The following is a 24,577-nucleotide window of genomic DNA, read 5'->3' as shown; positions in this document are numbered from 1 at the left end:
GTTGTATAGTTAAATGAGATATTATTTATTATATTTATGAAGGTGTACATAAACTGACGGGTGCTTTACTACAAGAACAATCTTCTACAATCTGGCGCATTTCTGGAAGAAGAAATGCGCTTTTCTTATGAATTGGACCAGATTATTGAGTATTAATATAGGAAATTTAGTATGGAAACTTTTGTTCAATAATCGTATCATTATTACGATCTGGCCCGATGCTTGAGTAAGGGCATAGCTTAATTTCTTCGATTAAAGGTAGGTTACTTCAATAATAAACATAGTGAAACTAATACAAATTATTCAATGTCTAATTTTTAGATAGGGGGAAATTTGTATGAAAATTAAGCATTCACTTTCTCTTGTAATTTTATTTATTTTATTAGCTTCTTTTTTATTTCCTAGTAAGCTATTAGCAACATCTTGGGCTTATCCATTTGTAGTTTGGGATGGATATATTTATGTAGTAAGTGATGAGTACGTAACGGATATAGATAGCAAGATTGGGCAAGTCACTAAGTATTCAGATATGGAACAGTATTCTGGTAACTTCTCGAACGCTTATAAGAAAGGTACTAAATATTATTCTATAGAAAGTATTAGTACAGATGAAGCGATAGCAATTCAAGACAAAGATGGCAAGTATAAAAAAGCTGTCAGGGAAGTAGAGTACACGTACGCAGAAGAAAAATTTGATTTTTCAGGTTTAGTAGTTGGTCTTTTGGTTCCATTTTTTTTTCCGTTTTTGGACAATTTAATGGAATAGGAATTAGGATAAATGTATAATCGTAGTATTAAAAAGTATAAAGGTAAAATACAACAGTAAGAAGGTATTAGGAGAATGATAATTATGGAAAATACAGCATTAATAATTATTGACTTGCAAAAGGGTGTTCAGCCTGAAAATATTCCACTTTATAACTTAGAGAATGTTTTAAATGGGGTTAATCAAAGAATTCATTTTTTTAGAGAAAAAAACAATCCTATCATTTTTGTTCAACATAATGATAGTGATCTGGTTCTAAATTCTCCAGAATGGCAACTATTTCCCGAACTAGATGCTAAAGATAAAGATATCTATATCAATAAAACACATGCTAACTCATTTTACAAGACTAATTTGGATGAACAACTAAGGAATTTAAATATAACAAAACTTGAAATTTGTGGCGCACAAACTGAATATTGTGTAGATACAACTATTAGAATGGCTCATGGATTAGGATATAAATTATTTATGAAAAAAGGGTTAACTACCACCCTAAACAGTGACCTTTTGGAAGCTAAAACAATCATTGAACATCATGAGAATCTCTGGAATAATAGATTTTTAACTTTTTTATAGAATAGAATTCCTTTCATCAAAAAAAGTAGTGTCGAAAACAATAAATACCATGCTCCAATGGGGATAAAATTGTTTTTAAATTTTAAAATTTTTAAATTAGGATTCACTCTATTTAAGGGCACCTATTCAATAAGATTAGCTTAATTATTTTCCACAATCGGGCGCAAATCTAGAACAAGAACTTGAACAACAGGGCCATTTAATTGAATAAAGCATTGAGATTTATAGAGGTGATAAGGTGAATATTAGATCAAATAAGAATACAGAAGTCAATAAGTTAGTAGAAATATGGTATAAAGGTTCTTTAATAACACACGACTTTATTGATAAGAATTATTGAAAATCACAGCAAACGGAGATGGAAGAAATGTATATCCCAATGTCTGAAACATATGTTGTAAGTAATGAAAAAGATGTTGTCGGCTTCGTATCAATGATGGATAATTATTTAGCTGCATTATTTATTGATGTTAAGCATCAAGGTGAGGGATATGGCAAGGGATTGTTAGATTTTATAAAAAAACAAAGGGAAAATATACAATTAAAAGTGTACAAGCGAAATAAAAAAGCTGTTGATTTCTACTTGAAAAATGGCTTTGTAATAAAAGAAGAAACATTAGATGAACAGACTTCCGAGGAAGAATTTTTAATGGAATGGGAAAAGGGTTAAGTGTCGTTAGACGAGTTAGATTATTACTTGAAAATAAAAACGAACAATCTTCATCAATCGGGTGCAATTATTGAAGAGAAATTGTGCCTTTTTCAGTAATAGTGCAATTATAAATAACTAATGAAATCGAGGGGTTTTGTTATGATTCCGATTTCTCATTGCGTTTCATAGCAGCTTTGCTGGTATTAGGCCATATATATGAGTTTCTAGTAAAGAACAAAATGAAGAATGGTAGATACAAACCAGGATGAAGGAAGGAATTAATGAAAGAGATATACTTATAGAAAAAAAGAGCGGGGAAAATTTTGATCGACCTACATATCAATTGGTAAAGCAATTAGTGCGTGAAGGGGATGAACTTGTTTTTGACTCTATTACCAGGATGGGACGAACCATGAATGAAACATTGAAGGAATATGAGTGGTTTGTTGAACATGGTATTCACTTAACTTTTATAAAAGAACCTATGATTAATACTTCTAATGATCAAGATGATGTAATTAAAGTAGCTATACAGAAAGTTATTCTTACTGTTCTTGCGGCTTTTGCTGAAAAAGAACGCATTGATACAAAAACTCGACAGGCAGAAGGAATCCAAGCTGCAAAGTTAAAGGGAAAACATTTAGGACGTCCAAAAACTGTAATTACAGATGAATTTAAAGAAATTTATGCAAAATGGAGAAAAAAAGAAATAACAGATATAGAAGCTATAGAAATGTCAAAAGTGTCTAAAGCTACTTTCTATAGGTTAGTTAAAGAACTGGATAGATTAAAAAGAAATTATAAGAAAACCAACACTAATAAGTGAGAAAGCTTTTTTGTTCATTCAAACAAGTCTTCTAGAAAACTAAAACCCGTATTTTTATTAAATACGGGTTTTAGTTTTAGCCTTTTATATCATTTAGTTCAACATAAATATTTGTTCTAGTTAATTCTTGTATGATTAACTTTAACCGGTCAACCGGGATCGGTGCAAAATTCGTATGTAGATAGATGGCAGTAACTAATCCTATAACAACTAAGCCGACTCCAAAGTAAACAGCTTTGCTGTACCATAGTTCAGGTGTGTGCAAAGTTTCTAATAAAAAGATCCACATATCGATACTAACCCCCGTTATAAATGCTGTTAACAACCCCAAAACTTCTAGTTTTGTTTTTTAAAAAGTGAATTACACCCTAATAATATAAAAGCAATGATTATTTCCCAAATACCGACCGTAAAACCCACATGGATAGACAGTCCTACCAGAAGGGCGTCAAAAGGGGAAGTCCCAAGGTCAAATTGTATCGTGCAAGAAATGCCGAGGATTAAAATCAAGATTCCTACTACATAAAAGAAAAACTTCACACTAATCTACCTCTTTACTAGTATTTTTTTGTTGCATATACAACAAAAATAAGTTAGGGTAAATATATATAAATGATGCATTTGCAACAAAATTATTGCGTGAGGGGTTAAGTATGAAGGAAATACTACGTGAAATTGGAATGATAGCAAGGGCGCTAGATTCAATAAGTAATTTAGAATTCAAAGAATATGACCTCACAAGAGGGCAGTATTTATACCTTGTGCGAATCTGTGAAAGCCCAGGTATTATTCAAGAAAAGGTAGCTGAGATGATAAAAGTAGATCGTACCACAGCAGCTCGCTCTATTAAGAAACTTGAAATGAACAGCTTTATTGTGAAGAAAGAAGATGAACATAACAAAAAAATAAAAAAACTCTTTCCAACAGAGAAAGGTACAATGGTTTTTCCTTTTATAAAAAGAGAAAATGATCATTCCAATACAATTGCTTTAGAGGGTTTGTCCGAAGAAGAAATAGAAAATCTTTTTGACCTTCTTCAAAGAGTAAGAAGAAATATAGAAAAAGATTGGGAATTTGTAAAAAAAAGAAACAAGAGAAGTTACTGATTGTAGAGAGGAGCGAAAGGTTTTTATGAATATAAATATGACAAGATGTACAGTGGGAGATTCACGAAAACTTCAAAAAATTGGTTATGAAACATTTAAGGAGACATTTGAGGATCAGAATTCTCCAGAAAATATGAAGGCTTACTTGGAAGAGGCTTTTAACATAAATCAAGTAGAAAATGAGTTATCCAATCCTTCATCCCATTTCTTTTTTGTTTCTTTTAATGATGAGGTCGCTGGATATTTAAAGGTTAATACCGGGGATGCCCAGACTGAAAAAATGGATGATGACGCCCTTGAGATCGAGCGGATTTATATTATTAATAAATTTCAAAAGCTTGGCCTTGGTAAATACCTGTTCAATAAAGCTATGGATATTGCTATGGAACAGAATAAAAAGAAGATCTGGCTGGGCGTGTGGGAAAAAAATAAAAATGCCATTTCTTTTTACAAGACATTGGGTTTTACCCAAACGGGAGCGCACTCTTTTTATATGGGGAATGAAGAACAAACGGACTTAATAATGGTTAAAAAGCTCTAATAATTAAGTAAAGAGGTGAATAAGGATGTATATCCCAAAGCATTTTAAAGTCACAGACTTTGCTGAAATCAAAGACTTTATTCAGAGGAACTCTTTCGGAACGATCGTAACGACAGAAGAAGGAAGACCTATAGCGACTTACTTACCTTTGGAGTTGCATAACAAGGGGATGACTACTATCTAACTGGACATTTCGCTTATGCGAATCCACAGTGGAAAACTTTCGGGGATGATTCTGCTCTTGTTATGTATCAAGGCTCCCATGCTTATATTTCATCCTCGTGGTACGAGTCAGAAAATGTGCCCACATGGAATTATCAAGCGTCCATGTATATGGAACAGCTAGTCTGATGAGTGAACAAGAATTGCAGGAAGCAAAAGTATGAACAACACCGTGAAAGTGCAGCGTTATGGGAGAACTTCTCTCCAAAAACCAAAAACCAAACTAAAGGTATTGTTGGATTTAAGTAAAAGTGCAAGAAGTTCAAGCAGCCTTTAAATTGAGTGAATAACGAAATGAAGAGGACTATATCAATATTATTGATAAACTAAATAAGGAAAAAGATTTAAACTCTCAACAATTAGCAGAAGTGATGAAAGCTAGGAAAACGAAGTGATCAATTCTATCTCATAGTTTAGATGTTTATATCGTGAATTCGATTTTTAAACAATTGAGGGAAAGCAGCTCAGTGGATATCGATTATTGTGCTAAAGGCAGTTCAGTACAAGTATATAAAAAGGAAAAGAGGGATAACAAAATGCTAACCGAAAATGTTCATATTGCCGTACCAACAGCTTTTTTTGAAGATGAATCTATAAATGTTCAAGGAACAATAATCCACATAAAAGACCTGTATAAACAAGGTGTAAAATCTGTTCTTGTCTCTGGAACTACTGGAGAGCAGCATAGTCTAAACCTCCAAGAGAAAATTGAAATAATAAACGGATTAGAACTGGAAGAAGAACTTATTAGTAATATGGAAATTATATTTGGTGTAGCTTCAATTAGACAGAAAGAAGCAGAGGAATTAGCTGAAAAGATTCGTCATTCAAAAATATCAGGTGTAATGCTTGGGTACCCCCCTTATGTTATACCGACTCAACAAGAAGCATTCGTTTATACAGAGAGGATTATCCACCTTAGTAATAAACCTACAATCTTATATAATAATCCGAAAAGAACTGGATTTGATTTATCAGAAGAAAGTATTATTCAATTAAGTAAGAATGACTTAGTGGTTGGAATAAAAGATGCTGGCAATAAAGAAAAAGTTGAACGAATAAAAAAAGGTATGCATAACGATTTGTACTTTTATGCTGGTGGAGAAATGGATTTAGAAGAAAAAGTATTACATGGATATAATCGCCTTTCTTCCATTGCTGGGAATGTTTTACCGACGGAAATTAGTCAATGGTTCCAAAAAATGCTTACGGAGCAAATAGTAAGTAAACAAGAAAGCGAAAAAATAAAAAATATTATGGAACATGTTTATCAAGGAAACGCTATTGTAAATCTTAAAAAGCACATTAATCATAAGGGGATTCCAATAGGGGTTTGTAGAAGTCCAATAGGAAACATTTAATTATATAGTATATTTCTGACCGATCGCTAAATGTTTATCCCTACTAGTATTATGGAAATTTAACATTATTGATTTATTCCAATATATCTCGAAATCAAGTCTTTATTAAACGGGCGCGATTGTTGAGCAACAAAGGTAGAAAATGATCAAACTTTTTTATAAAAATCGTCTTCGTAAAATGTTTAAAAAGCCTGTTTTTATCAAACTCTTTTTCAAAAACAGGCTCTTTTATATTTGGGAAATTAACATAATAAGACGTGCATTTGATCAAACTTTTTTATAACCCAATAGCATTCATGGTTTTTTATTTCGCAAAAAATAAGCATTTACATAAATGATCGTTTACACTATATTCTATATTAATACTAAATAAGGTGTGGACAAATATATGACTCAAAAAAGATTATCCGATTCCATTGCTGATGACATTATCTCTATGATTGTCATTGAGAAACGTTTTCAACCTGGAGATAAGCTACCTAACGAAAATGAATTATCGGAAGAATTGAATATTAGTCGAACAACTTTAAGAGAAGCGATTAGAATCCTCGTTACAAATGGCATTGTCGAAATCAAAAGAGGTAAAGGGACTTTTATAAAAGAAGCTTTGGATATTGACCATATGCAACATTTCGGATTGCTTACAGATGCAAAAATTAATGCGAAAGATTTGTATGAAATGCGCTTAATATTTGAACCAGAAGCTGCATACTATGCGACCATTCGTGCAAGTGACCAAGAAATGAAAAGAATTATCGATTATGGATTACAAATTGAAGAGAAGATTAAAAAGAAGCAAGATCGAACGGCTGAAGAGCAGAAATTTCATCAATCAATTGTTAAAGCGACCCATAATGAATTTATGGAAAAGCTCATGCCTGTCATTTATCAAGCCATCGATAAAGGTGTGATTTTATCAGTCGAAAAAGAAGTTGCAATTAAAGATACATTGAATGATCATCAAATGATTATGGATTTTATGAAGAATCGTAACCCTGAGGGAGCAAGAAGTGCGATGAAAATTCATATATTACATGCAATGAGTGAATTAGGAATTGAATAAAAAAGCAAAAAATAGCATCTTTTTATAAAAGATGCTCTTTTTTGTCTAACAACGTTATTGACAGCAGACAACATACGTTTTACAATACATTATACAAATAATCAAAATAATGAAAATTGAAGGTGTGGTTGTAAATGAGAAGAAGCGATACGATTAAACTTGGAGTAGATAGAGCTCCTCACCGTAGTCTTTTATATGCGACAGGAAAAGTAAGAGCAAAAGATTTAGAGAAACCATTTATTGGTGTATGTAATTCATATATTGATATTATTCCTGGACATGTTCATTTACGAGAATTTGCAGATGTGGTTAAAGAAGCAATCATTGAAGCAGGTGGCATTCCCTTTGAATTTAATACAATCGGTGTTGATGATGGAATAGCCATGGGGCATATTGGTATGCGTTATTCCTTACCTAGCAGAGAGTTAATTGCTGATAGTGCAGAAACCGTTATTAATGCCCACTGGTTTGATGGCGTCTTTTATATTCCAAACTGTGACAAGATCACTCCTGGTATGTTAATGGCAGCCGCGCGTACAAATGTCCCTTCCGTCTTTGTTTCAGGTGGACCGATGGAAGCAGGAACAAGTGCGAGCGGAAAACAACTTTCATTAACATCTGTTTTCGAAGGAGTAGGAGCTTTTAAGTCAGGAAAAATGACAGAAGAAGAGTTCAATGATATTGAAAATAATGCGTGTCCAACATGTGGGTCTTGTTCAGGGATGTTTACAGCTAATTCAATGAACTGCTTAATGGAAATGCTAGGTGTCGCTCTTCCTGGTAACGGATCGATTGTCGCAACAAGTGCAAAACGGAAAGAGTTAATCTATGAAGCTGCTAAACATTTAGTTCGCATGATTGAAGAAGATGTGAAACCACGTGACATCATTACGAAAGAAGCTATTGATGATGCCTTTGCTTTAGATATGGCGATGGGTGGTTCGACTAATACAGTGCTTCACACTTTGGCAATCGCAAATGAAGCTGGTATTGATTATAATCTTGAAGATATTAATAAAATCGCTACCCGTGTTCCATATTTAGCAAAAATTATGCCAGCGTCAGATTATTCAATGGATGATATTAATAAAGCTGGGGGCATTAGTGCAATCATTAATGAATTAACGAAAATTCCAAATGCCATTCATCCAGAGAGAATAACGATTACAGGTAAAACAATGGGTGAGTTGGTAAGTGGACATGACATTACTAATGAACAGGTTATACGTCCTAAAGATAATCCCTATAGCCCAGTTGGTGGCCTTTCCATCTTATATGGAAATATCGCCCCTGAAGGTGCTGTCATCAAAGTCGGCGCAGTGGACCCAACGATTCAAGAGTTCGAAGGAGAAGCAATTGTTTTTGAGTCACAAGAAGAAGCACAACAAGCAATCGATAATGGAGCTGTAAGAGAAGGCCATGTTGTTGTCATCAGGTATGAGGGACCTAAAGGTGGTCCAGGAATGCCAGAAATGCTAGCACCAACTTCAGCCATTATGGGTCGAGGATTAGGTAGTTCAGTTGCTTTGCTAACAGACGGTCGTTTTTCCGGAGCATCACGTGGAATTTCCATTGGTCATATTTCTCCAGAAGCTGCTGAGGGTGGTCCAATCGCACTTATTGAAAATGGAGATATCATTGTGATCGACTTACCTAACAGAACGATGAACGTAAAATTATCTGATGAAGAATTAGCTAACCGAAAAAAATCATTACAACCATTTGAACCAAAGATTAAAAATGGCTGGTTAGGAAGGTACTCCAAACTAGTAACAAATGCATCAAAAGGTGGCGTAATGAGCATTTAAGTATAGTAAAGTAAAGAAACTTCATTATAGGTAATGAGGTTTCTTACTTATTATTTTCAAGACTATTACTATAATTGATTTAGTAATGGACGAACAAAGTAATTGGCAAGCCCAACATTTTTAAAATATTAAAAACATGGGTTATAAAAAATGATACAACTTTCACACATCTCTGAGATTGGAGATGTGTGAAAGTTATTTTTGATCATTACGAAACAGTCGAATAAAATCAATAAACTCTATTAACTACGTGGAATCTAGCATTCCAGGTAGTTTTTAAATAATTACTTAACACGCTTATTCCAGCAATAATTTCGTCTACTTTGTAAGTAATATACATTTTTTCTCTACTATAATTATAAATTTCGCTTAATTTTCAAAAATATTTGTAGCTGTATGATAAAAGTAAGTCTCTTATTCCATCTTAGAACTTGTATTTTATGTGTTTCTTCCTTTATGAAAATTCAAAATACCTTTTAAGTTTACCAAAAAATCTCATTAATCGCCTCAAAACTAGAGGGAATATGTTTTCTGTTTGTCTAAATATATATATAACCTAAGTTAAATTGAGATTCATTTGATCGGACTCAATTCTACAAAAGAACATATGAAGTATTTTAAGGTCTGAAGTAAAAAGAGCACTTATTTTTAAAGGAGGATATATGGAAAAAGAGTATCTTGGTCAATGTCGTAGTTGTGGTGAGGGGATTTATTGTCATGGCGGATTTTTAGGTGGTGTTCTTGAAGCTGATGGTAAAATGATTTGTTTTTCTTGCTTTGAGGAAGAAACCACTGGTTATCATTCAAAAAAACAATAGAGCAATATGGATGGAATTACTCGCCTCGTGATTTGATAAGAAGAGGGCTTGTATAGAATTTTCTCGAACGGTCCACAATACTCCTTAATAGAAGGGAGTGAAGCAGTTTGACGAAAGTACCTAATAACGGCAGTAAGAACCAAAGCTCACCGCAAGGAACTCAAAGCGCAATAAGTGGTGATAATAGTAAGGGAAATAAACGAAACAAAGATCAAAAAAGAAAAACAGAATAAGATCATTTTTGGCTTGTTAGCTTTTGAAGTTAACAAGCTTTTATTTAGGTGATTTTTAGTTTCACTCAATACAGGCGTCGAGTGGACTTTAACTTGAATGGAATAATAATAATTTAGTCTGCTATATCACTTTAATGTTGTAAATTTTATTTTTAAGAATTGTTTATGAAAATTTTCGATTTAATCTCTAAAAGAAAAATGCTTTGAAATGTGCATTGTTCAAGAGGTAGTTTTATGGTAAAAATAAGTTAATGAAACTTATATACAGCTATATTACCTCAGAGGAACTTCATTAAAAAAGATGTAGGGAGCGTTGAGTGATGGATAATAAACGTTTTGAAACAATTTATTCTCAAGGGAAAATAGAAATTTTTAAGATTATTCGAGATAATGAAACCGGAGTGATGTATATGTTCCATTATGCAGGTCCGGTCAGTGGATTAACTGTTATGGTTGATTCAGATGGTAAACCTTTAATAGATAAGGACTTTAAGAAATAGTGTGTAATTTATTAACTGAAAATTCAGTCCTATTAAGCAGGTATGCGTACGGATAAACATGTGAATAAATAACCGGAATTTCAGTTGTTTCTCTTTGGAACAGTTAAGATACGATTATTTTTCCAAGTGGAGATTTTTCTTATTCGGTAGGTTGGACGTTCAATCAATCTGCTTTTATTCGTGCGAGAGGTCACTCTATATCTTGAACAGGAGAGTTCGTGTTGAAGGAAAATGATTTATTTATAAGAAAAATGTGTGAAAATGACTATCAGTATATGAGTAAATGGTTAAGTACGAAAGAAGTATTGACATTCTACGGAGATGTCAATGAACCTTTTTCTCTAGAAATGGTGAAAGAGAAATACGGTCCTCGTATAGACGGCGAAATCAATGTCCCACCATTTATCGTAGAACTCAAAGATCAACCGATTGGATTTATGCAGTATTATCAGGTAGATAATGAATATTTTGGATTTAGGGACAATGAACTGATTTATGGAATCGATCAGTTCATCGGTGAACCCATGCTTTTCGGAAAAGGTATTGGAACAAGAATGGTGAAACTATTTGTTAAATACATTGCGCAAAGAACAGAAGCAAAGATGGTTATTTTAGATACTGCGACAAACAATCATCGTGCTATTGCTTGTTATGAAAAAGTTGGGTTTACGAAAGTGAGGAAAATGAATAAGGATAGTAATTGGTTGATGGTATATCCTTTGAAGTAATGTGCAATGTATGGGTAAAAGAAATTAAAATTGCAAAGATATGTTCGTTGTTAATATTGACTAGAAAGCTTCTTTATGTTGAAGGAAGCTTTTTTTTTATAAAAATTATATCATTTTATGATATAACTATAGACACTTATATCACAAAATGATATATTATGAATATATCCATTTGTGATATATCAAAAAAGAATACATTAAGGATGATGTAAATTGAAATCAGAAGGGCAGATAACCGATTCTATGTTTTATATTATGACGGCACTAACCCGTCCAAGGCATGGATATGCAATTATGTCTTTGATAGAAGAGACTACACAGGGGAGAATAGCCATTGGACCAGCCTCGATGTATACGATTATAAAGAAGCTCTTAAAACAAGAATGGATTTATTTGCAGGACGGTTCGGATTCAAGAAGAAAAGTATATGAATTGACTAATCAAGGTAAAGTGGTATTAAAAGATGAAATGAATGTGAGAAAGCTAATGGTTCAATTAGCTGAAGAAGGATTGGGAGGAATGGACAATGAGTAAAACAAAGTATATGATGTCTGGTGGATTAGCATTTGCAGAAAGTAAAGATATGGAGAAATTGAGGCAGCAGTCTCTTAAAGGGTGGCATGTTAAAAAGCTAAGTTTCATGGGATATACATTGGTGAAAGGTGAGAAAAAAGAGTATGTATACAGCATTGATTACCGTACAGTAGAAGAAAATGAGGAAGAGGAATACTTAAGCTATTTTGAAGACGCAGGTTGGAACCACGTTTACTCAGAAGCAGGTATTCATTTATTTCGCGCCGATCCTGGTACTGAACCAATTTATTCAGATAAGGAAACACTTGCCCAAAAACATGAAGAATCTTTAAGTAACACGGCAAGGTGGGGAATAGGAGCATTAGTGTTGTTTGCAGTAAGTTCTTGGACGGGTACAATATTTACAACTGGAATGATAGCAAATATACTCACTGTTGTATCAATAATATTAACGATCATAGCAGTACCAGCTGTTTGGACAGCAATGAAAATTCAATCAAATAAATGGAAAGTACAAGGGAAACAAAGAAGTGTATTTTTCATAAATACAATAATCATATTATTTTTAGCTGCATTGACAATTTTTCTGTTATATGGAAGTGGCCCAAATGATGCAATTAAAACGCTCGCTTATATGCTTATAGGTGCTTTTGCACTACCTATACTCATCTGGTCAATTTTATCTTTTTATTATAAGCACTTAGGGCGGTAATCTTACATTTAATCAAAGTAAGTATAGGTTCAGTTGAACAAACTCATGATTTTAACACGAAAAAAAGGCATATATCGCTATGCCTTTTTTTCGTGTTTAACTAAATAAACCGACCATAATGGATGTTAAGGTAGATGCCATGGTTGCTGCTAATAGAATCTTCAAACCAAATTTAGCAACGACTGCCGCTTTTTCACCATTAATAGCTTGAATCGAACCACTAATAATACCAATTGAACTAAAGTTAGCGAAAGAAATCAAGAATGTTGAAATAATCGCAACTGTTTTCTCTGAAAGCTCTCCAATAAGTGGTTGGAATTGTAACATTGCAACAAATTCGTTTGTAGCAAGTTTTGTTCCCATAATGGATCCTGCTGTAATAATTTCATTTGATGGTATACCCATCAACCAGGCAATAGGAGCAAATATATAACCTAGTATTGTTGTTAGATCCATACCGAATATTCCATCAAACATGGCATTAAGTAAAGCCATTAACGCAATATAGGCAACAAGCATAGCTGCAACGATTAAAGCTACTTTACCACCATCAAGTGCACCGTTAGAAATAGCTTCGAATAATGATTTTGACCCCGTTACGTCTTTTACATCAATTTCTTCTTTTTCATTGTTTTTGATCGGAGCCATCATTGTCGCGATAATCAAGCCTGAAAGCGAATTCAAAATCATCGCTATTAAAACATATTGAGGAGGAACCATTGTCATGTAAGAGCCCATAATACTAGCTGATACACTCCCCATTGCTGATGTACTAATAATAAATAGTTTGTTATCACTCATTCTTGCTAAATGTGATTTAATCGCCAATAGTGCTTCACTTTGGCCAAAGAAAATGGAGTTAATACTATTGAATGTAACCACTGTTGACAAACCGGTAATTTTCGCTAAAAACCCACCAATATACTTAATAGCGAGTGGTAAAACTCTAATATAAGTAAGAATGGATAATAATGCTGAAGTGAAAATAATGAGCATAAGTACATTCATAAAGAAGACTGTTTGTCCTTCTTGCACCAAGCCACCTAATACAAAATCAATACCTTCATAACCAAAATTTAAAACAGTTGTAACGCCATTAGAAATCCATTCAACTAACTTTAAACCAATGGTTGTTTGGAACATGAATAAAGTAATGATAATCTGTAAGACAACCATAATAGCAATCGCTTTATAGTTGATATTTTTTTTATCATTGGAAATAAGGTATGCTAAGCCGAGAACGAGAAAAAAACCTAAAATTCCTATTAAAATATTTACCATGATGTCTCCCCTTAAAAAGTTTTCTCCAATAGTATTGATGATAAGGTAGTATGACATCTGATGTCAAATGAATATTAAAAAATGACAGAAATTGCATTATTCAATGTATTAAGAATGAGTGCACAACTTTTCATTCTCACTACTTTAGTAATGGGTATAAAGAATTAAAACAATTATAACTCCTTATTTACATTCTCTTTATATTTCACCCTCATAATGAGAACAAGGGGGAGAGATATATGGAAAATGTTTTAGACGCCATCAAAGGGATTGTTGGAAAACTTTCTTTACAAGCAAGGCTATTGATTATTGTTATTACTATTCTGCTTTTTTCAGCAACAGTAGTGACAATGATTTCTATTAGTAAATCAAAAGAAACTATTATTGGCTTTATGGAACAAAGACTTGATAAGGAAACGAGTTATATTTATGAAATTGCCCAAAATTTATTACTCATATACATAGGTGACGAGAATGAGTACACAACAAAACTGAATCAAGTGATCAGAAGACAGGAATCACAATTAGCCCAAGATGGATTCAGTGCATATTTCTTTTTGATTAATCAAAACGGAGCAGACCCTTTTTCTGTCAGTGAAAATCGACCAATTAACTTTCCTGATAACGTTGTTGAAACTATTACTCAACAACAAAATGGAATCATTGAGCGTGACATGAATGGGGAAACCTACACGATAGCATTTCGTAACATTCAAGAATTAAAGGGAATCTACACTATTGCTATACCTCAATCACAGTATCTACAAACATTAACAGAAATGAGCCAGTTTATTGGTGTAACAGTCCTTTTATGTTTGTTAGTAACTGGAGTGATTGTCATTCTTTTAGTAAGAAATTTGACCAACCCTATTTCAAAGTTAACAATAATGATGAGACAGGCTAGTAAAGGACAACTAATAAATGATATAAAAATGGAAAGTACAACACCTGAAATTGTCTCACTTATTAATAGTTATCAAACAATGATTGCTCATATGAGGAAGTTATTAACAAATATAATGGATGCTACAGACAATTTATCCCAATCAGGCAATAGTCTTGATCATATTTCTCATAAAGTAAAATTAGAAAATGAAGAATTATTAGTCGGTATTCAAGTAGTAAAACAGGGAGCAGAGCAAACTGCCATTAGTTCTGAAGAGAGTATTAAGAAGTTTCAATCTATGAAAGAAAAAACCAATAAATTATTTGATAGTATGGATAGTATGATGAAAAAAGCATATACAATGGAAGGTACTGCGGTAGATGGTGAAGAGAGTATAAGTAAAGTCATCGCCACATTTGAATCTTTTTCAACTTCATTTTCAAAAATGACTCACACTGTTGCCCAAATGAATAACTATTTTTCTTCTATTGAAAAGGTGACCTCAGTTATACAAGATATTTCAACTCAAACAAAGCTGCTAGCTTTAAATGCTTCCATAGAAGCAGCGCGAGCAGGGGAATCAGGGCGCGGTTTGGCAGTAGTGGCAACTGAAGTCGGGGCTTTGGCAGAAAAATCAGCACAAGCTGTTGAACTAGTCAAAGAAAATATTATTTCAATGAAAGACATCTCATCTAGAACACTTTTTGAATCTGAAGAAACGAATAACCATTTTATACAATATAAAGAGATCATGACTAAGAATCGAACAGCATTCGATTTGTTAATGAAAGAAGTCCTTTCTGTTTGTAACATTATAGATGAATCAAAACGACAATTAGTTGGTTTACAGACTATTCTACCGCAAATGGAGGACAAAACAGAATATGCTTTAGCGATTTCGCAAGAGACTTTAGCAAAATCAGAGCAAATGGTGAAGGATTCAAACCATTTAATGAAGGAAGTGGCACAAAGTCACGAAGAGGGTTTAAAGATTAGCTCACTTGCACGAAAATTAAAGGAAGTAAATAAGGGGTATCAAATTTAAGTATAGCCCAAATTTTTAAAAATAGACCATTGTCCTTGTCCACATTCCCTGCTTGTACATATAGTATAGTAATCCTTCTGAAAAACTGATTCACCTCAAACGGAGAAAAAGACAGCTCGCCCAGGCTGTCTTTTTCATATTTCTATTCAAACAATCCAATGAAGGCAACCAGCTTTTCATCAGTTAATAGTTAACAAAGTATTTGGGAGAATCTTTACTTGTTGAGATAGGCATATAATTTGCATGATACATAATTGTTTAGATACCTATGTGAGGAAGGGGAGATTTCGTTGAAAAATGAGCTATGGGATAAAGAAATACACCGGATGAAAAACAATCATTTTCGTCAACTAATCGGGGTGAAGTTGGAAGAAATTGATGATGGTAAGGCGACACTTATTCTACCGGTAAGTAAGAAATTACTTCAACCGAATCTAGTTGTTCATGGAGGCGTAATATCAGTTTTAATCGACTCTGTCATTGGGACAGCTGTTAGAACCATTCTCACAGATCATCATAATGCTATGACAGCTGAAATGAATATTAATTATTTCCGCCCAGTTTCAAAAGGCGTGATAAAAGCAGAAGGCAAAATTATTCATAAAGGAGGGACCCTTGTAGTTGGTGTAGCAGATATATTTGATGAAGATGGAAAGCTATTAGCAACAGGGAGAGCAACTTATGTATTAAAAAGCAAGAAACAATAGCGTTTATGATTGAGGATCCCTCTGCTTGCAGGAGGGATTTTTCAATTAAAAAAGCTAGCATCCAACCTAACCGCCGCCCCATTTATCCAGTGTAATTCAAACCTGCTCAGTTAAAAAACTAACTATGCGTTTAATAAGACTAAAATTCATGAAAATGATGTTCCCAAATAACAGTATGAAATCTTTTATTTGTTTCATTTTAAAAAGCTAGTATTTTATTTTGAAACACATTCATCGTTTTGATATTTGAATTTCACCCTCCGTCACTTAAGATTCTCTATAACAAGAATAGTTATCTCCATTATTTTAATTATTCTAAATTTTTTGGCACACAAATTGCAACAAGGTTAATAATTACTTCATGAAAGGAGTCTTTTATGCGGAATGAATTAAAATCTCTATTTGAGCCTGAAAGTATTGCCATTATAGGCTGTTCCCCTGACAAAAAAAAAATTGGTGGCAGACCGTTAGATTATTTATTGAAATATGGATTCTTAGGAAGCATTTTTCCAGTTAATCCTAATTATGAAATGATCGAAGACATGCAGTGTTATGAGACCATTATGCATGTTCCAAGTGAGATTGATCTAGCAATTATTGCGTTGCCACAAAAATTAGTTCTCCATACATTTCTAGCTTGTATCAAAAAGAATGTGAAGTCTGTTGTTATTTTTAGTGCTGGCTTCTCAGAATTAGGGGAAGATGGCAAAAAAGACCAAGAGCAAATTACTGCCCTTGCCAAAAAACATCATATTAGAGTATTAGGGCCGAATTGTTTAGGGTTATTTAATTCAAGTAAAAGAATGTATGCTACCTTTTCCACCATATTAGAAAACGAAGAACCATTACCTGAAGGGAAAATTGGTTTCGTCAGTCAAAGTGGGGCATTTGGATCACATGTTTTTACTTTAGCAAGACAACATCATATCGGTTTTAGTCACTTTGTTGCCACTGGAAATGAAAGTGATATTGATGTGGCAGATTGCATCGAGTATTTGGTACATGATGATAAAACAAGTGTGATTGCCTGTTATCTTGAAGGAACAAAAGATGGAAAAAAATTAATCAATATGTTTAAGTTAGCTGCGCAAAAGAAAAAGCCAATCGTCTTACTAAAAGTTGGAAAGTCAGATGTAGGTATGCAGGCGGCTATGTCACATACCGGTTCAATGGTCGGCTCTGATTCGGTATATGACACGATTTTTAAACAGTACGGCGTCTACAGGGCAGAGACGATCGATGAGTTTATTGATGTAGCAAACGCATTCGCACAATTATCGCGGATGAAAGGGGACCGCGTAGCCATTTTTACGGTCTCTGGAGGTGTAGGCATTATGCTTTCCGACCAAGTAATAGAAAACGGACTCACTTTACCAGAAACGCCTAAAGAAGTTCAAAGACATTTAAAATCAATTATTCCTATTGCTGGAGTGAAAAACCCCCTCGATACTACAGCACAAGTCTCTTACATGCCGACATTATTAGAAGATTTTATGAAAGCGGTTTTAGAGAGTGGGCAATATGATGCAGCAATAGTGTTCTTAGGCTTTTCAGGATTGAAACCGGATTCATTAGCTACAAAGCTTACATCTCTGATGCATATGAAACAACAATTTCCTGATATTCCTTGTGTCATGGTTACATTATGTAATCCCGAAGCAAAAAAATTAATCCATGAATCGGGAATGGTCTTAAATGAAGACCCAACTAGAGCTGTAAAGATTCTTTCCGCAATGAATGAATTGAGAAAATCTAAAAACCATCTAGAAGAAATGTCTGCTGACGAGGGTGTGAGGATACCGCTTGATCGAATCAATCAATTCATTTCATACTCTAGTAAAAAAGCGTTAACAGAATTTCAAAGCAAACAAATAGTAAGTCATTACAAGATTCCTATAACAGTAGAGCAATTGGCACTATCTCCAACAGAAGCGGTGGAATCGGCAAATTCAATAGGGTATCCAGTAGTGTTAAAAGGCATGTCACCACAAATATTACATAAAACTGAAAAGGGACTAGTGCAATTAAATATTAACAGTGACCAAGAAGTAAAAGAAGTTTTCAATCAAATTAAAACGATTATTCAAAACGAAGAAGAGGCAGCATTTGATGGCGTGTTAATACAGGAAATGATAAACGATCATTCGATAGAAATGTATGTCGGTGCAAAGAGAGACCCTATTTTTGGCCAAATGATACTTGTCGGTTTAGGCGGAATTTTTATTGAAGTTTTTAAGGATGTCTCAATGAGAAAAGCGCCGGTATCGCCAAAAGTTGCGAAAGAAATGGTAGAGGAATTAAAAGCAAGCCAGATTTTAAAAGGGTTTCGAGGAAAAACTCAGTACGATGTTGACTCATTATGTAATCTCATTTCACAGTTTAGTTTTGTAATCAGTATGCAAGAAGGGGTTTTAGAGGAAGTTGACCTAAACCCTATTATGGTGTTTGAAGGTAGGAAAGGTGTAAAGGTTGCGGACGCATTGATGAAATTAAGTTAAATAAATAATGAAGGAGGATTATGCATGAATTTTACTGTACCAGAAGAAACTTTAGAAATTATAAACGGCTTAAAACAATTTATTGATAAAAAGGTCATTCCTTTAGAAGAAGAAAACGCAGGATTACTCTACAATGAAAGGAATTATTATCTAGAAAATGGTAGGCGTCATCCAAAGGTTGAGAGCTTAAGAAAAGAAGTAAGAGTGGCTTCAGCAGAAGCTGGCTTTTATACAATGTTCGGGGACAAAGAACTAGGGGGAGAGGAACTTGGACCTATTACGGCATTATTAACGCAAGAAGCGATTGCAAAAAACTATCCTAATCGAAAACTAATCGACCCTATAGTGATTCCCTCTCCATTTACCAATGGAATTACACCAGTACTGAGAGGGTTGAAACAAGAATTAAAAGATGAGTATCTAGATGGGATAAGAAAGGGAGAGAAAACATTATGCTTTGGCTTAACTGAACCAGATGCCGGTTCTGATGTTTGGGGGATTAAAACAAAGGCTGTTAAAGTGAACAATGAATGGGTAATAAATGGAACAAAGCAGTGGATAACGAATGCACCTTATGCGGATTACTGTATGTTATTTGCAGTGACAAATCCCGAATTACATGCGAAGAGAAAAGGTGGAATTACTTGTTTCTTTGTTGAAACAAATAGCACAGGCTTCAACGTAGATTCAGTCATTCCAGTTATGGGGGAATTAGGAGGGGATGCTGGAATTATTAGCATCGATCAATTAAGAGTTCCAGAAGAAAATATTATTGGAGAATTAGATCAAGGCTTTACAAAAGCTATGCACGGGATTAATAATGGCAGATTAGGGATGAGCGGGAAATGTATCGGTTCTGCTCAATGGGCATTGAAACAGGCAATAGATTATGCAAATATGCGAAAAACGTTTGGAAAAACAATAGGTGAGCACCAAACTATTCAAAATATGATCGCAGAATCTGCCATGGATATCTATGCTGCTAGGAATATGGCTTTACATTGCGCATGGAAAATTGAAAACACGAAAAAACAACCGGTGAAAGAAATCTCGATGGTAAAAGCTTACTGTACGGAAATGTTAGGGCGTGTATATGATAAAGTCATCCAGGTTCATGGAGGAGTCGGCGTTTCAAATGAATTAAAGCTTGAAGCAGGATACCGTTATGCCAGAATCCTGCGAATCCCTGATGGTACATCAGAAATCCATAGACGAACAATAGCTAGAAGCCTATTAAAAGGTGACTTGAACTTTAATTAAACAGAAGGATTATTACAAGGGGGAGCTGAAATGGGGAAACTAAAAAACAAGATTGCGCTCGTCACTGGAGGAGGCTCAGGAATTGGCAGATCAATTGTCGAGCGTTTTGTTCAAGAAGAAGCTCGCGTGATTGTATTAGATATAGACGAACAATCTTTACATGTCACTTGTAATGAAATCAATCATCAAGTTCCTGGTTCTTGCCTACCGAAGATTTGTGACGTCACATCGAGTAATCAAGTGAACAATGTCATCAAAGATTGTTGGAAACAACTAGGTACTATCGATATTTTAATAAATAATGCGGGTGGAGGTTGTATGGAACACCCCATTCATCTATTGGAACTAACAGAAGACATGTGGAATCGTGTATTTGATTTAAATACAAAAAGTATTTTCCTCGTATCTCAATCGTTTATTAGAAATCATGTTGAAAAAGGGACACAAGGAACAATTGTCAATATGGCTTCACAAGCAGCAATCAACCCAAATAATTCGATGAGGCCACATTATAGTGCAGCAAAGGCGGCTGTTATAGGTTTAACTAAGCATATGTCAAAAGAGTTTTCCCCATCAGGATTTAGGATTAATGCAATTGCTCCAGGCTATTGTGTTAGTGGTGAGAGAATGCAGAAAATATGGAAGAACCGAGATGTTGGATCTACATTAAGAAATGTTCCAATCGGCAGACCATCCGCACCTCATGAGCAAGCTGCTGCTGTTACATTCTTAAGCTCAGACGATGCATCTTATATTACAGGTGTAACATTGGATGTTAGTGGTGGTGGGTTTTAAAAAAATATATATGGGAGGTTATCAGATGTCTGAATTATCAGTATTAAAAGAAAGAAAAGGAAGAATAGCCTATATCATACTGAATCGCCCAGAAAAATTAAATGCTTTAAATAACCAGCTGTTAACAGAACTTGATCAAGCGCTAAACGAAATTGAACAAGATGATTCTATTAGTGTAGTCATTATAAAAGGAAGTGGGAGAGCCTTTAGTGTAGGCTACGATGTTGGTAAGTACAGTCATCCGACTGTCACTGAAGACCGAGATAAATTAGAGGAATTTACGAAAAGATGGTTAAGAATATGGGCCTTTCCCAAACCAATCATTGCTCAAGTGCATGGTTATGCATTGGCAGGGGGTACACAGCTATTAGCTTCATGTGACTTTGTCATCACAGCGGAGAATGCCCAATTTGGCTTTCCCTCTCTGCCTCTTGGAGGAGGATTTGTCGGGATTTATTGGGGGTGGCATATTGGGCATCAACGAGCAAAATTACTAGACTTAACAGCTGGAAGTAGAATAACAGGTATTGAAGCAACAGAGTATGGATTTGCCGCTCGTTGTTTTAAAGAAGCTGAATTAGAAGATAAAACATTAGAAATTGCTAAAGGAATTGCCAAAACACCTCTTGATATTTTGAAGTTAAAGAAGCAAGCACATAATCGCGTAATGGACATTCAAGGATTTAGAACGAGTGTGATGTTCGGTCCAGAACAGGATGCAATTATCCATACGACTGAAGGGATTCAATCAATTAGAGAGAAAATAAATGAATTGGGCCTTAAGCCAACCATTCAATGGTTTAATGAACAAGAAATTTAAAAGGAGGAATGGATGCCTATCAGGATGTTCAGAGGGAAAGTGGCTATTATTACAGGCGGTGCAGGGGGAATAGGCGAAGCAACAGTGAAGAAATTGTTGAGTGAGGAAGCAAAAGTAGTTGTTTTTGATTTACAACAAGGAAAATGGCAGGGCTATCAAGACGATATTGAGGAAATAAAAGTAGATATTAGGAATAGAAGAGAGGTTGAAGAAGCTGTAAAGAGTGTATATAAAAAGTTTAATCGCATTGATATTTTGATCAATTGTGCTGGAATATTAAAAGATCATCTAATTGATGATATGTTGGATCATGAGTGGGATACAGTCATTGATGTAAATTTAAAAGGTTCCTTTAATTGTTGTAGAGCGGTTACACCTTATATGAAGAGACAGCAACAAGGAAAGATTATCTTAATTTCATCCGTCGCAGCTCTAGGTACACAAGGAAGAGTCAACTATGCTGCTGCAAAAGCAGGCATTCAAGGACTGACAAAATCTTTAGCCATTGAACTTGGTCCCCACGGCATCCATGTTAATGCGGTTGCCCCCGGCTATATCGAAACACAGATGAGTAAAGTGTCTGAAGCCGATGCACATAAGAGGGGAATTGATAATTTCAATCAAATGAAGCGAGCGATACTCAATCGGAATCCAATAAGAAGAATTGGTCAACCAGAAGATGTGGCAAATGTAATTGAATTTTTGGCAACAGAAAAATCCGATTACGTTACAGGGCAAATCATCTATGTATCAGGAGCTCCAAATAGTTAACAGACTATAAAAGGGGATAGAAAAATTGATCATGTAGAACAAGTTAAGCCACCAGTTTTGCTTGACGGATCAATCCATCTCTTCGTCCTACGGAAGGAGGTTTTATCGTTGAAAACTAACGGCAATACTAAAAAAACCATCGCAAAAGATTAACTAAAAGAAATGGGTTATTGGGATTCGATAATGGATTATATATCGACTTTCGATACTGACTTTTATCATATATACAAAGACTTCTTATGTACTCCTTATACAAATAGTATTTTTGATGCAAAAACAATTGAGCTGATTCATATCGCAATAAACGCTTCTCCGACAAACCTTTGCCAAAGCAAACTAGAAATGCATATGAAAAACGCAATCAATCACGGGGCAAAAAAAGAGGAAATCTTCGAGGTTCTTAAACTCGTTAGTGTGCTAGGCATGCATACTTGTGCAGTAGGAATACCGATTTTAGTAGATGAATATAATGCGTACTCAAACGATTCTATGCCTGTAAAGTTGAACGAAAGCCAAAAGGAACAAAAAGATCAGTTTATAAAGAAAATGGGCTATTGGAACCGTTTTCGTGACATACTTCTAGTTAATGATGAACCATTTTTTGAAAGTTATCTTAAAGTTTTAACAAACCCTTGGGAAAAAGACATCATCAGTGCAAAGCTAAAAGAATTTATTTATATTGCAATCGATAGCTCTACAACACATTTATTCGAGAATGGGATTCGAATTCATATAAGAAATGCATTGAAGTATGGAGCTAGCTTTGAAGAGATAATGGAAATTTTAAAAATTGTCAGTACACAAGGCAGTAGTACTTTTCATATAAGCTTGCCCATTTTGGAAGAAGCGCTTTCAGACATATAAAAAGAAGTCCTTAGATTTAAGGGATTCTAAAGATACAATTATAGTCTCTGTTTAAATTTTTGTAATTTTTAGTCAAAAGTTGAAAATCAAATGAAATGGAGTGTTGGATAATGCCTATTTTAGGAAAAGATATGACATTTGGACTATTCTTCTTGAATTCGGTAGCCCCATGGAAAACTGATGCAGAAGAGTTACGTGATGGATTAGAACAAATAAAGGGTGCTGATCAATTAGGATTTCATTCAGCATGGATTGCTGAACATAATGCTCGTGCTTATGGTGTTGTTAGTTCTACATCTGTTTATCTGGCAGCTGCAGCCGCACAAACGAATACAATTATGCTGGGCTCTGCCGTTTCTAGATTACCTCTCCATCATCCATTACAATTAGCTGAAGATATGGCATTAGTCGATATTATCAGTAATGGTAGATTGTATTTAGGCGTTGGTAAAGGCTACGATGCATTAGAATATGAAGCATATAATATTGACTTTGATCAACGTCATGAAAAATACTTAGAGTCATTAGATATTCTTACAACCGCATTGAAAAATGAGAAGGTTACTTATGCAGGAAAATTCTTTGATATCAAAGACATTCCTGTTTACCCAAGACCCGTCCGTCGTTCAGGACCACCGATATTTGTAATGGTATCTGGTAATGATTCTTCTATCATTAATGCAGCAAAACAGGGGCATTCATTTGTTCTAGGAGGAATAACAAATGAAGATACGAATCACAAGATTGCATTGTATAAAAAGTCTGCACTTGAATCAGGTTTAACTCCTGAATATGTTGAAAATGCGGTTGCTCGATCTGGAAAGTTACTTTTCTGCTATGTTGCAGAAACGACTGAACAAGCACAAGAGGAATATAGAAAAGGGCTTGAATGGTATATGAGTGAAAGGGATAACCGACCAACATTTGGTGTGATTGATAGAGAAAGAAATATAGATTACCAACGTTTTTTACAATCGGAGAATACATTAGTTGGATCACCAGAAAAAGTAATACATGATATACAAGAATACAAGAGAATTACAGGTTTAAATAATATGATTCTTTGGATGAATATTGGCGGTCAACCACAACGGCAAGTGTTAAAGTCGATGAAGTTGTTCTCAGAAAAAGTGATGCCATATTTTTCGCAGACAGAACATTCCATTCGCTAATGCGTCCTAATGAAAACGTTTACTAAAAA

Annotated in this window: 25 protein-coding genes and 2 pseudogenes; 25 read left to right on the top strand and 2 right to left on the bottom strand. The window is 34.4% G+C overall.

Going from position 1 to position 24,577, the window contains the following annotated elements; genetic code table 11:
- The first annotated feature begins 337 nt into the window (after positions 1 to 337).
- The 4 genes from MHI57_RS03135 (at position 338) to MHI57_RS03120 (ending at position 2,823) form a co-directional block, all read left to right on the top strand.
- Positions 338 to 766, top strand: coding sequence for a hypothetical protein (locus tag MHI57_RS03135; RefSeq protein ID WP_340974947.1), 429 nt, complete (start codon positions 338 to 340; stop codon positions 764 to 766).
- 84 nt (positions 767 to 850) lie between these two features.
- The gene (locus tag MHI57_RS03130) at positions 851 to 1,345 is read left to right on the top strand and encodes a cysteine hydrolase family protein (protein ID WP_340974945.1); all 495 of its coding nucleotides are present in this window, start codon (positions 851 to 853) and stop codon (positions 1,343 to 1,345) included.
- Between the two features lie 358 nt (positions 1,346 to 1,703).
- On the top strand, positions 1,704 to 2,015 hold the full coding sequence (locus tag MHI57_RS03125; protein ID WP_445293192.1) for a GNAT family N-acetyltransferase: 312 nt from the start codon (positions 1,704 to 1,706) through the stop codon (positions 2,013 to 2,015).
- 235 nt (positions 2,016 to 2,250) lie between these two features.
- Complete coding sequence (locus MHI57_RS03120) at positions 2,251 to 2,823, top strand: recombinase family protein (RefSeq protein ID WP_340978525.1); 573 nt, start codon at positions 2,251 to 2,253, stop codon at positions 2,821 to 2,823.
- 100 nt (positions 2,824 to 2,923) lie between these two features.
- Here the strand turns inward: MHI57_RS03120 and MHI57_RS03115 are convergent.
- Positions 2,924 to 3,363, bottom strand: a pseudogene (locus MHI57_RS03115) (YczE/YyaS/YitT family protein); the annotation flags it as partial.
- Between the two features lie 113 nt (positions 3,364 to 3,476).
- Here MHI57_RS03115 and MHI57_RS03110 point away from each other — a divergent pair.
- From MHI57_RS03110 to MHI57_RS03055, 12 genes and pseudogenes are all read left to right on the top strand, one after another.
- Entirely contained in the window at positions 3,477 to 3,929 is a 453-nt protein-coding gene (locus MHI57_RS03110) for a MarR family winged helix-turn-helix transcriptional regulator (protein WP_340974943.1), read from the top strand.
- A gap of 25 nt (positions 3,930 to 3,954) precedes the next feature.
- Entirely contained in the window at positions 3,955 to 4,470 is a 516-nt protein-coding gene (locus tag MHI57_RS03105) for a GNAT family N-acetyltransferase (RefSeq protein WP_340974940.1), read from the top strand.
- A gap of 25 nt (positions 4,471 to 4,495) precedes the next feature.
- A pseudogene (locus MHI57_RS03100) lies at positions 4,496 to 5,087 on the top strand (FMN-binding negative transcriptional regulator).
- Between the two features lie 141 nt (positions 5,088 to 5,228).
- Positions 5,229 to 6,053, top strand: coding sequence for a dihydrodipicolinate synthase family protein (locus MHI57_RS03095; RefSeq protein ID WP_340974937.1), 825 nt, complete (start codon positions 5,229 to 5,231; stop codon positions 6,051 to 6,053).
- Positions 6,054 to 6,441: 388 nt separating this feature from the next.
- Entirely contained in the window at positions 6,442 to 7,116 is a 675-nt protein-coding gene (locus tag MHI57_RS03090) for a FadR/GntR family transcriptional regulator (protein WP_340974934.1), read from the top strand.
- A 134-nt stretch (positions 7,117 to 7,250) separates the two neighbouring features.
- Positions 7,251 to 8,924 (top strand): dihydroxy-acid dehydratase, encoded by a 1,674-nt coding sequence (gene ilvD, locus MHI57_RS03085; RefSeq protein WP_340974931.1) that lies wholly within the window; start codon positions 7,251 to 7,253, stop codon positions 8,922 to 8,924.
- A gap of 662 nt (positions 8,925 to 9,586) precedes the next feature.
- The gene (locus MHI57_RS03080; protein ID WP_322909354.1) at positions 9,587 to 9,742 is read left to right on the top strand and encodes a hypothetical protein; all 156 of its coding nucleotides are present in this window, start codon (positions 9,587 to 9,589) and stop codon (positions 9,740 to 9,742) included.
- 107 nt (positions 9,743 to 9,849) lie between these two features.
- Entirely contained in the window at positions 9,850 to 9,975 is a 126-nt protein-coding gene (locus MHI57_RS03075) for a hypothetical protein (RefSeq protein WP_267892241.1), read from the top strand.
- A gap of 320 nt (positions 9,976 to 10,295) precedes the next feature.
- Positions 10,296 to 10,475, top strand: coding sequence for a DUF6440 family protein (locus tag MHI57_RS03070; RefSeq protein WP_307313880.1), 180 nt, complete (start codon positions 10,296 to 10,298; stop codon positions 10,473 to 10,475).
- A gap of 221 nt (positions 10,476 to 10,696) precedes the next feature.
- Positions 10,697 to 11,203: a GNAT family N-acetyltransferase gene (locus MHI57_RS03065; RefSeq protein ID WP_340974922.1), complete on the top strand. Its 507-nt coding sequence runs from the start codon at positions 10,697 to 10,699 to the stop codon at positions 11,201 to 11,203.
- A gap of 213 nt (positions 11,204 to 11,416) precedes the next feature.
- Positions 11,417 to 11,737 (top strand): PadR family transcriptional regulator, encoded by a 321-nt coding sequence (locus tag MHI57_RS03060; RefSeq protein ID WP_224936458.1) that lies wholly within the window; start codon positions 11,417 to 11,419, stop codon positions 11,735 to 11,737.
- The gene (locus tag MHI57_RS03055) at positions 11,730 to 12,449 is read left to right on the top strand and encodes a DUF2812 domain-containing protein (RefSeq protein WP_340974918.1); all 720 of its coding nucleotides are present in this window, start codon (positions 11,730 to 11,732) and stop codon (positions 12,447 to 12,449) included. The genes MHI57_RS03060 and MHI57_RS03055 overlap by 8 nt, the downstream gene beginning before the upstream one ends.
- A gap of 96 nt (positions 12,450 to 12,545) precedes the next feature.
- Here the strand turns inward: MHI57_RS03055 and MHI57_RS03050 are convergent, their stop codons facing one another.
- Positions 12,546 to 13,730, bottom strand: coding sequence for a NupC/NupG family nucleoside CNT transporter (locus MHI57_RS03050; RefSeq protein ID WP_340974916.1), 1,185 nt, complete (start codon positions 13,728 to 13,730; stop codon positions 12,546 to 12,548).
- Between the two features lie 239 nt (positions 13,731 to 13,969).
- Between MHI57_RS03050 and MHI57_RS03045 the strand changes: the two genes are divergently transcribed.
- The 9 genes from MHI57_RS03045 to MHI57_RS03005 all read left to right on the top strand — a co-directional run bounded on the left by MHI57_RS03045 (position 13,970) and on the right by MHI57_RS03005 (position 24,548).
- Positions 13,970 to 15,661 (top strand): methyl-accepting chemotaxis protein, encoded by a 1,692-nt coding sequence (locus MHI57_RS03045; RefSeq protein ID WP_340974914.1) that lies wholly within the window; start codon positions 13,970 to 13,972, stop codon positions 15,659 to 15,661.
- Between the two features lie 290 nt (positions 15,662 to 15,951).
- Entirely contained in the window at positions 15,952 to 16,368 is a 417-nt protein-coding gene (locus tag MHI57_RS03040; protein ID WP_340974911.1) for a PaaI family thioesterase, read from the top strand.
- Between the two features lie 377 nt (positions 16,369 to 16,745).
- Positions 16,746 to 18,866 (top strand): acetate--CoA ligase family protein, encoded by a 2,121-nt coding sequence (locus tag MHI57_RS03035; protein WP_340974909.1) that lies wholly within the window; start codon positions 16,746 to 16,748, stop codon positions 18,864 to 18,866.
- A 24-nt stretch (positions 18,867 to 18,890) separates the two neighbouring features.
- The gene (locus MHI57_RS03030; RefSeq protein ID WP_307313902.1) at positions 18,891 to 20,126 is read left to right on the top strand and encodes an acyl-CoA dehydrogenase family protein; all 1,236 of its coding nucleotides are present in this window, start codon (positions 18,891 to 18,893) and stop codon (positions 20,124 to 20,126) included.
- A 30-nt stretch (positions 20,127 to 20,156) separates the two neighbouring features.
- Complete coding sequence (locus MHI57_RS03025) at positions 20,157 to 20,921, top strand: SDR family NAD(P)-dependent oxidoreductase (RefSeq protein WP_340974906.1); 765 nt, start codon at positions 20,157 to 20,159, stop codon at positions 20,919 to 20,921.
- Between the two features lie 25 nt (positions 20,922 to 20,946).
- Positions 20,947 to 21,741, top strand: coding sequence for an enoyl-CoA hydratase-related protein (locus MHI57_RS03020; protein ID WP_340974904.1), 795 nt, complete (start codon positions 20,947 to 20,949; stop codon positions 21,739 to 21,741).
- A gap of 12 nt (positions 21,742 to 21,753) precedes the next feature.
- Positions 21,754 to 22,512, top strand: coding sequence for an SDR family NAD(P)-dependent oxidoreductase (locus tag MHI57_RS03015; RefSeq protein ID WP_340974903.1), 759 nt, complete (start codon positions 21,754 to 21,756; stop codon positions 22,510 to 22,512).
- Between the two features lie 183 nt (positions 22,513 to 22,695).
- On the top strand, positions 22,696 to 23,376 hold the full coding sequence (locus MHI57_RS03010) for a carboxymuconolactone decarboxylase family protein (protein ID WP_340974900.1): 681 nt from the start codon (positions 22,696 to 22,698) through the stop codon (positions 23,374 to 23,376).
- A gap of 110 nt (positions 23,377 to 23,486) precedes the next feature.
- A complete protein-coding gene (locus tag MHI57_RS03005; RefSeq protein ID WP_340974898.1) occupies positions 23,487 to 24,548 on the top strand; it encodes an LLM class flavin-dependent oxidoreductase in 1,062 nt (353 codons plus the stop codon).
- The last annotated feature ends 29 nt before the right edge of the window (positions 24,549 to 24,577 follow it).

Source organism: Cytobacillus sp. FSL K6-0129, from assembly GCF_038007625.1.
Taxonomy (GTDB): Bacteria; Bacillota; Bacilli; order Bacillales; family Cytobacillaceae; genus Cytobacillus; species Cytobacillus kochii.
The sequence above is the reverse complement of the archived record's forward strand: the minus strand, read 5'-3'. Positions and strand labels throughout refer to the sequence as shown.

Bases quoted from the DNA above. Each gene is read 5' to 3' on its own strand.
- MHI57_RS03080 (WP_322909354.1), top strand. From the start codon at position 9,587: ATGGAAAAAGAGTATCTTGGTCAATGTCGTAGTTGTGGTGAGGGGATT.
- MHI57_RS03050 (WP_340974916.1), bottom strand. From the start codon at position 13,730: ATGGTAAATATTTTAATAGGAATTTTAGGTTTTTTTCTCGTTCTCGGC.
- MHI57_RS03105 (WP_340974940.1), top strand. From the start codon at position 3,955: ATGAATATAAATATGACAAGATGTACAGTGGGAGATTCACGAAAACTT.
- MHI57_RS03030 (WP_307313902.1), top strand. From the start codon at position 18,891: ATGAATTTTACTGTACCAGAAGAAACTTTAGAAATTATAAACGGCTTA.
- MHI57_RS03005 (WP_340974898.1), top strand. From the start codon at position 23,487: ATGCCTATTTTAGGAAAAGATATGACATTTGGACTATTCTTCTTGAAT.
- MHI57_RS03025 (WP_340974906.1), top strand. From the start codon at position 20,157: ATGGGGAAACTAAAAAACAAGATTGCGCTCGTCACTGGAGGAGGCTCA.
- MHI57_RS03125 (WP_445293192.1), top strand. From the start codon at position 1,704: ATGGAAGAAATGTATATCCCAATGTCTGAAACATATGTTGTAAGTAAT.
- MHI57_RS03020 (WP_340974904.1), top strand. From the start codon at position 20,947: ATGTCTGAATTATCAGTATTAAAAGAAAGAAAAGGAAGAATAGCCTAT.
- MHI57_RS03090 (WP_340974934.1), top strand. From the start codon at position 6,442: ATGACTCAAAAAAGATTATCCGATTCCATTGCTGATGACATTATCTCT.
- MHI57_RS03015 (WP_340974903.1), top strand. From the start codon at position 21,754: ATGCCTATCAGGATGTTCAGAGGGAAAGTGGCTATTATTACAGGCGGT.
- MHI57_RS03130 (WP_340974945.1), top strand. From the start codon at position 851: ATGGAAAATACAGCATTAATAATTATTGACTTGCAAAAGGGTGTTCAG.
- MHI57_RS03045 (WP_340974914.1), top strand. From the start codon at position 13,970: ATGGAAAATGTTTTAGACGCCATCAAAGGGATTGTTGGAAAACTTTCT.
- MHI57_RS03035 (WP_340974909.1), top strand. From the start codon at position 16,746: ATGCGGAATGAATTAAAATCTCTATTTGAGCCTGAAAGTATTGCCATT.
- MHI57_RS03010 (WP_340974900.1), top strand. From the start codon at position 22,696: ATGGATTATATATCGACTTTCGATACTGACTTTTATCATATATACAAA.
- MHI57_RS03110 (WP_340974943.1), top strand. From the start codon at position 3,477: ATGAAGGAAATACTACGTGAAATTGGAATGATAGCAAGGGCGCTAGAT.
- ilvD (WP_340974931.1), top strand. From the start codon at position 7,251: ATGAGAAGAAGCGATACGATTAAACTTGGAGTAGATAGAGCTCCTCAC.
- MHI57_RS03135 (WP_340974947.1), top strand. From the start codon at position 338: ATGAAAATTAAGCATTCACTTTCTCTTGTAATTTTATTTATTTTATTA.
- MHI57_RS03055 (WP_340974918.1), top strand. From the start codon at position 11,730: ATGAGTAAAACAAAGTATATGATGTCTGGTGGATTAGCATTTGCAGAA.
- MHI57_RS03070 (WP_307313880.1), top strand. From the start codon at position 10,296: ATGGATAATAAACGTTTTGAAACAATTTATTCTCAAGGGAAAATAGAA.
- MHI57_RS03095 (WP_340974937.1), top strand. From the start codon at position 5,229: ATGCTAACCGAAAATGTTCATATTGCCGTACCAACAGCTTTTTTTGAA.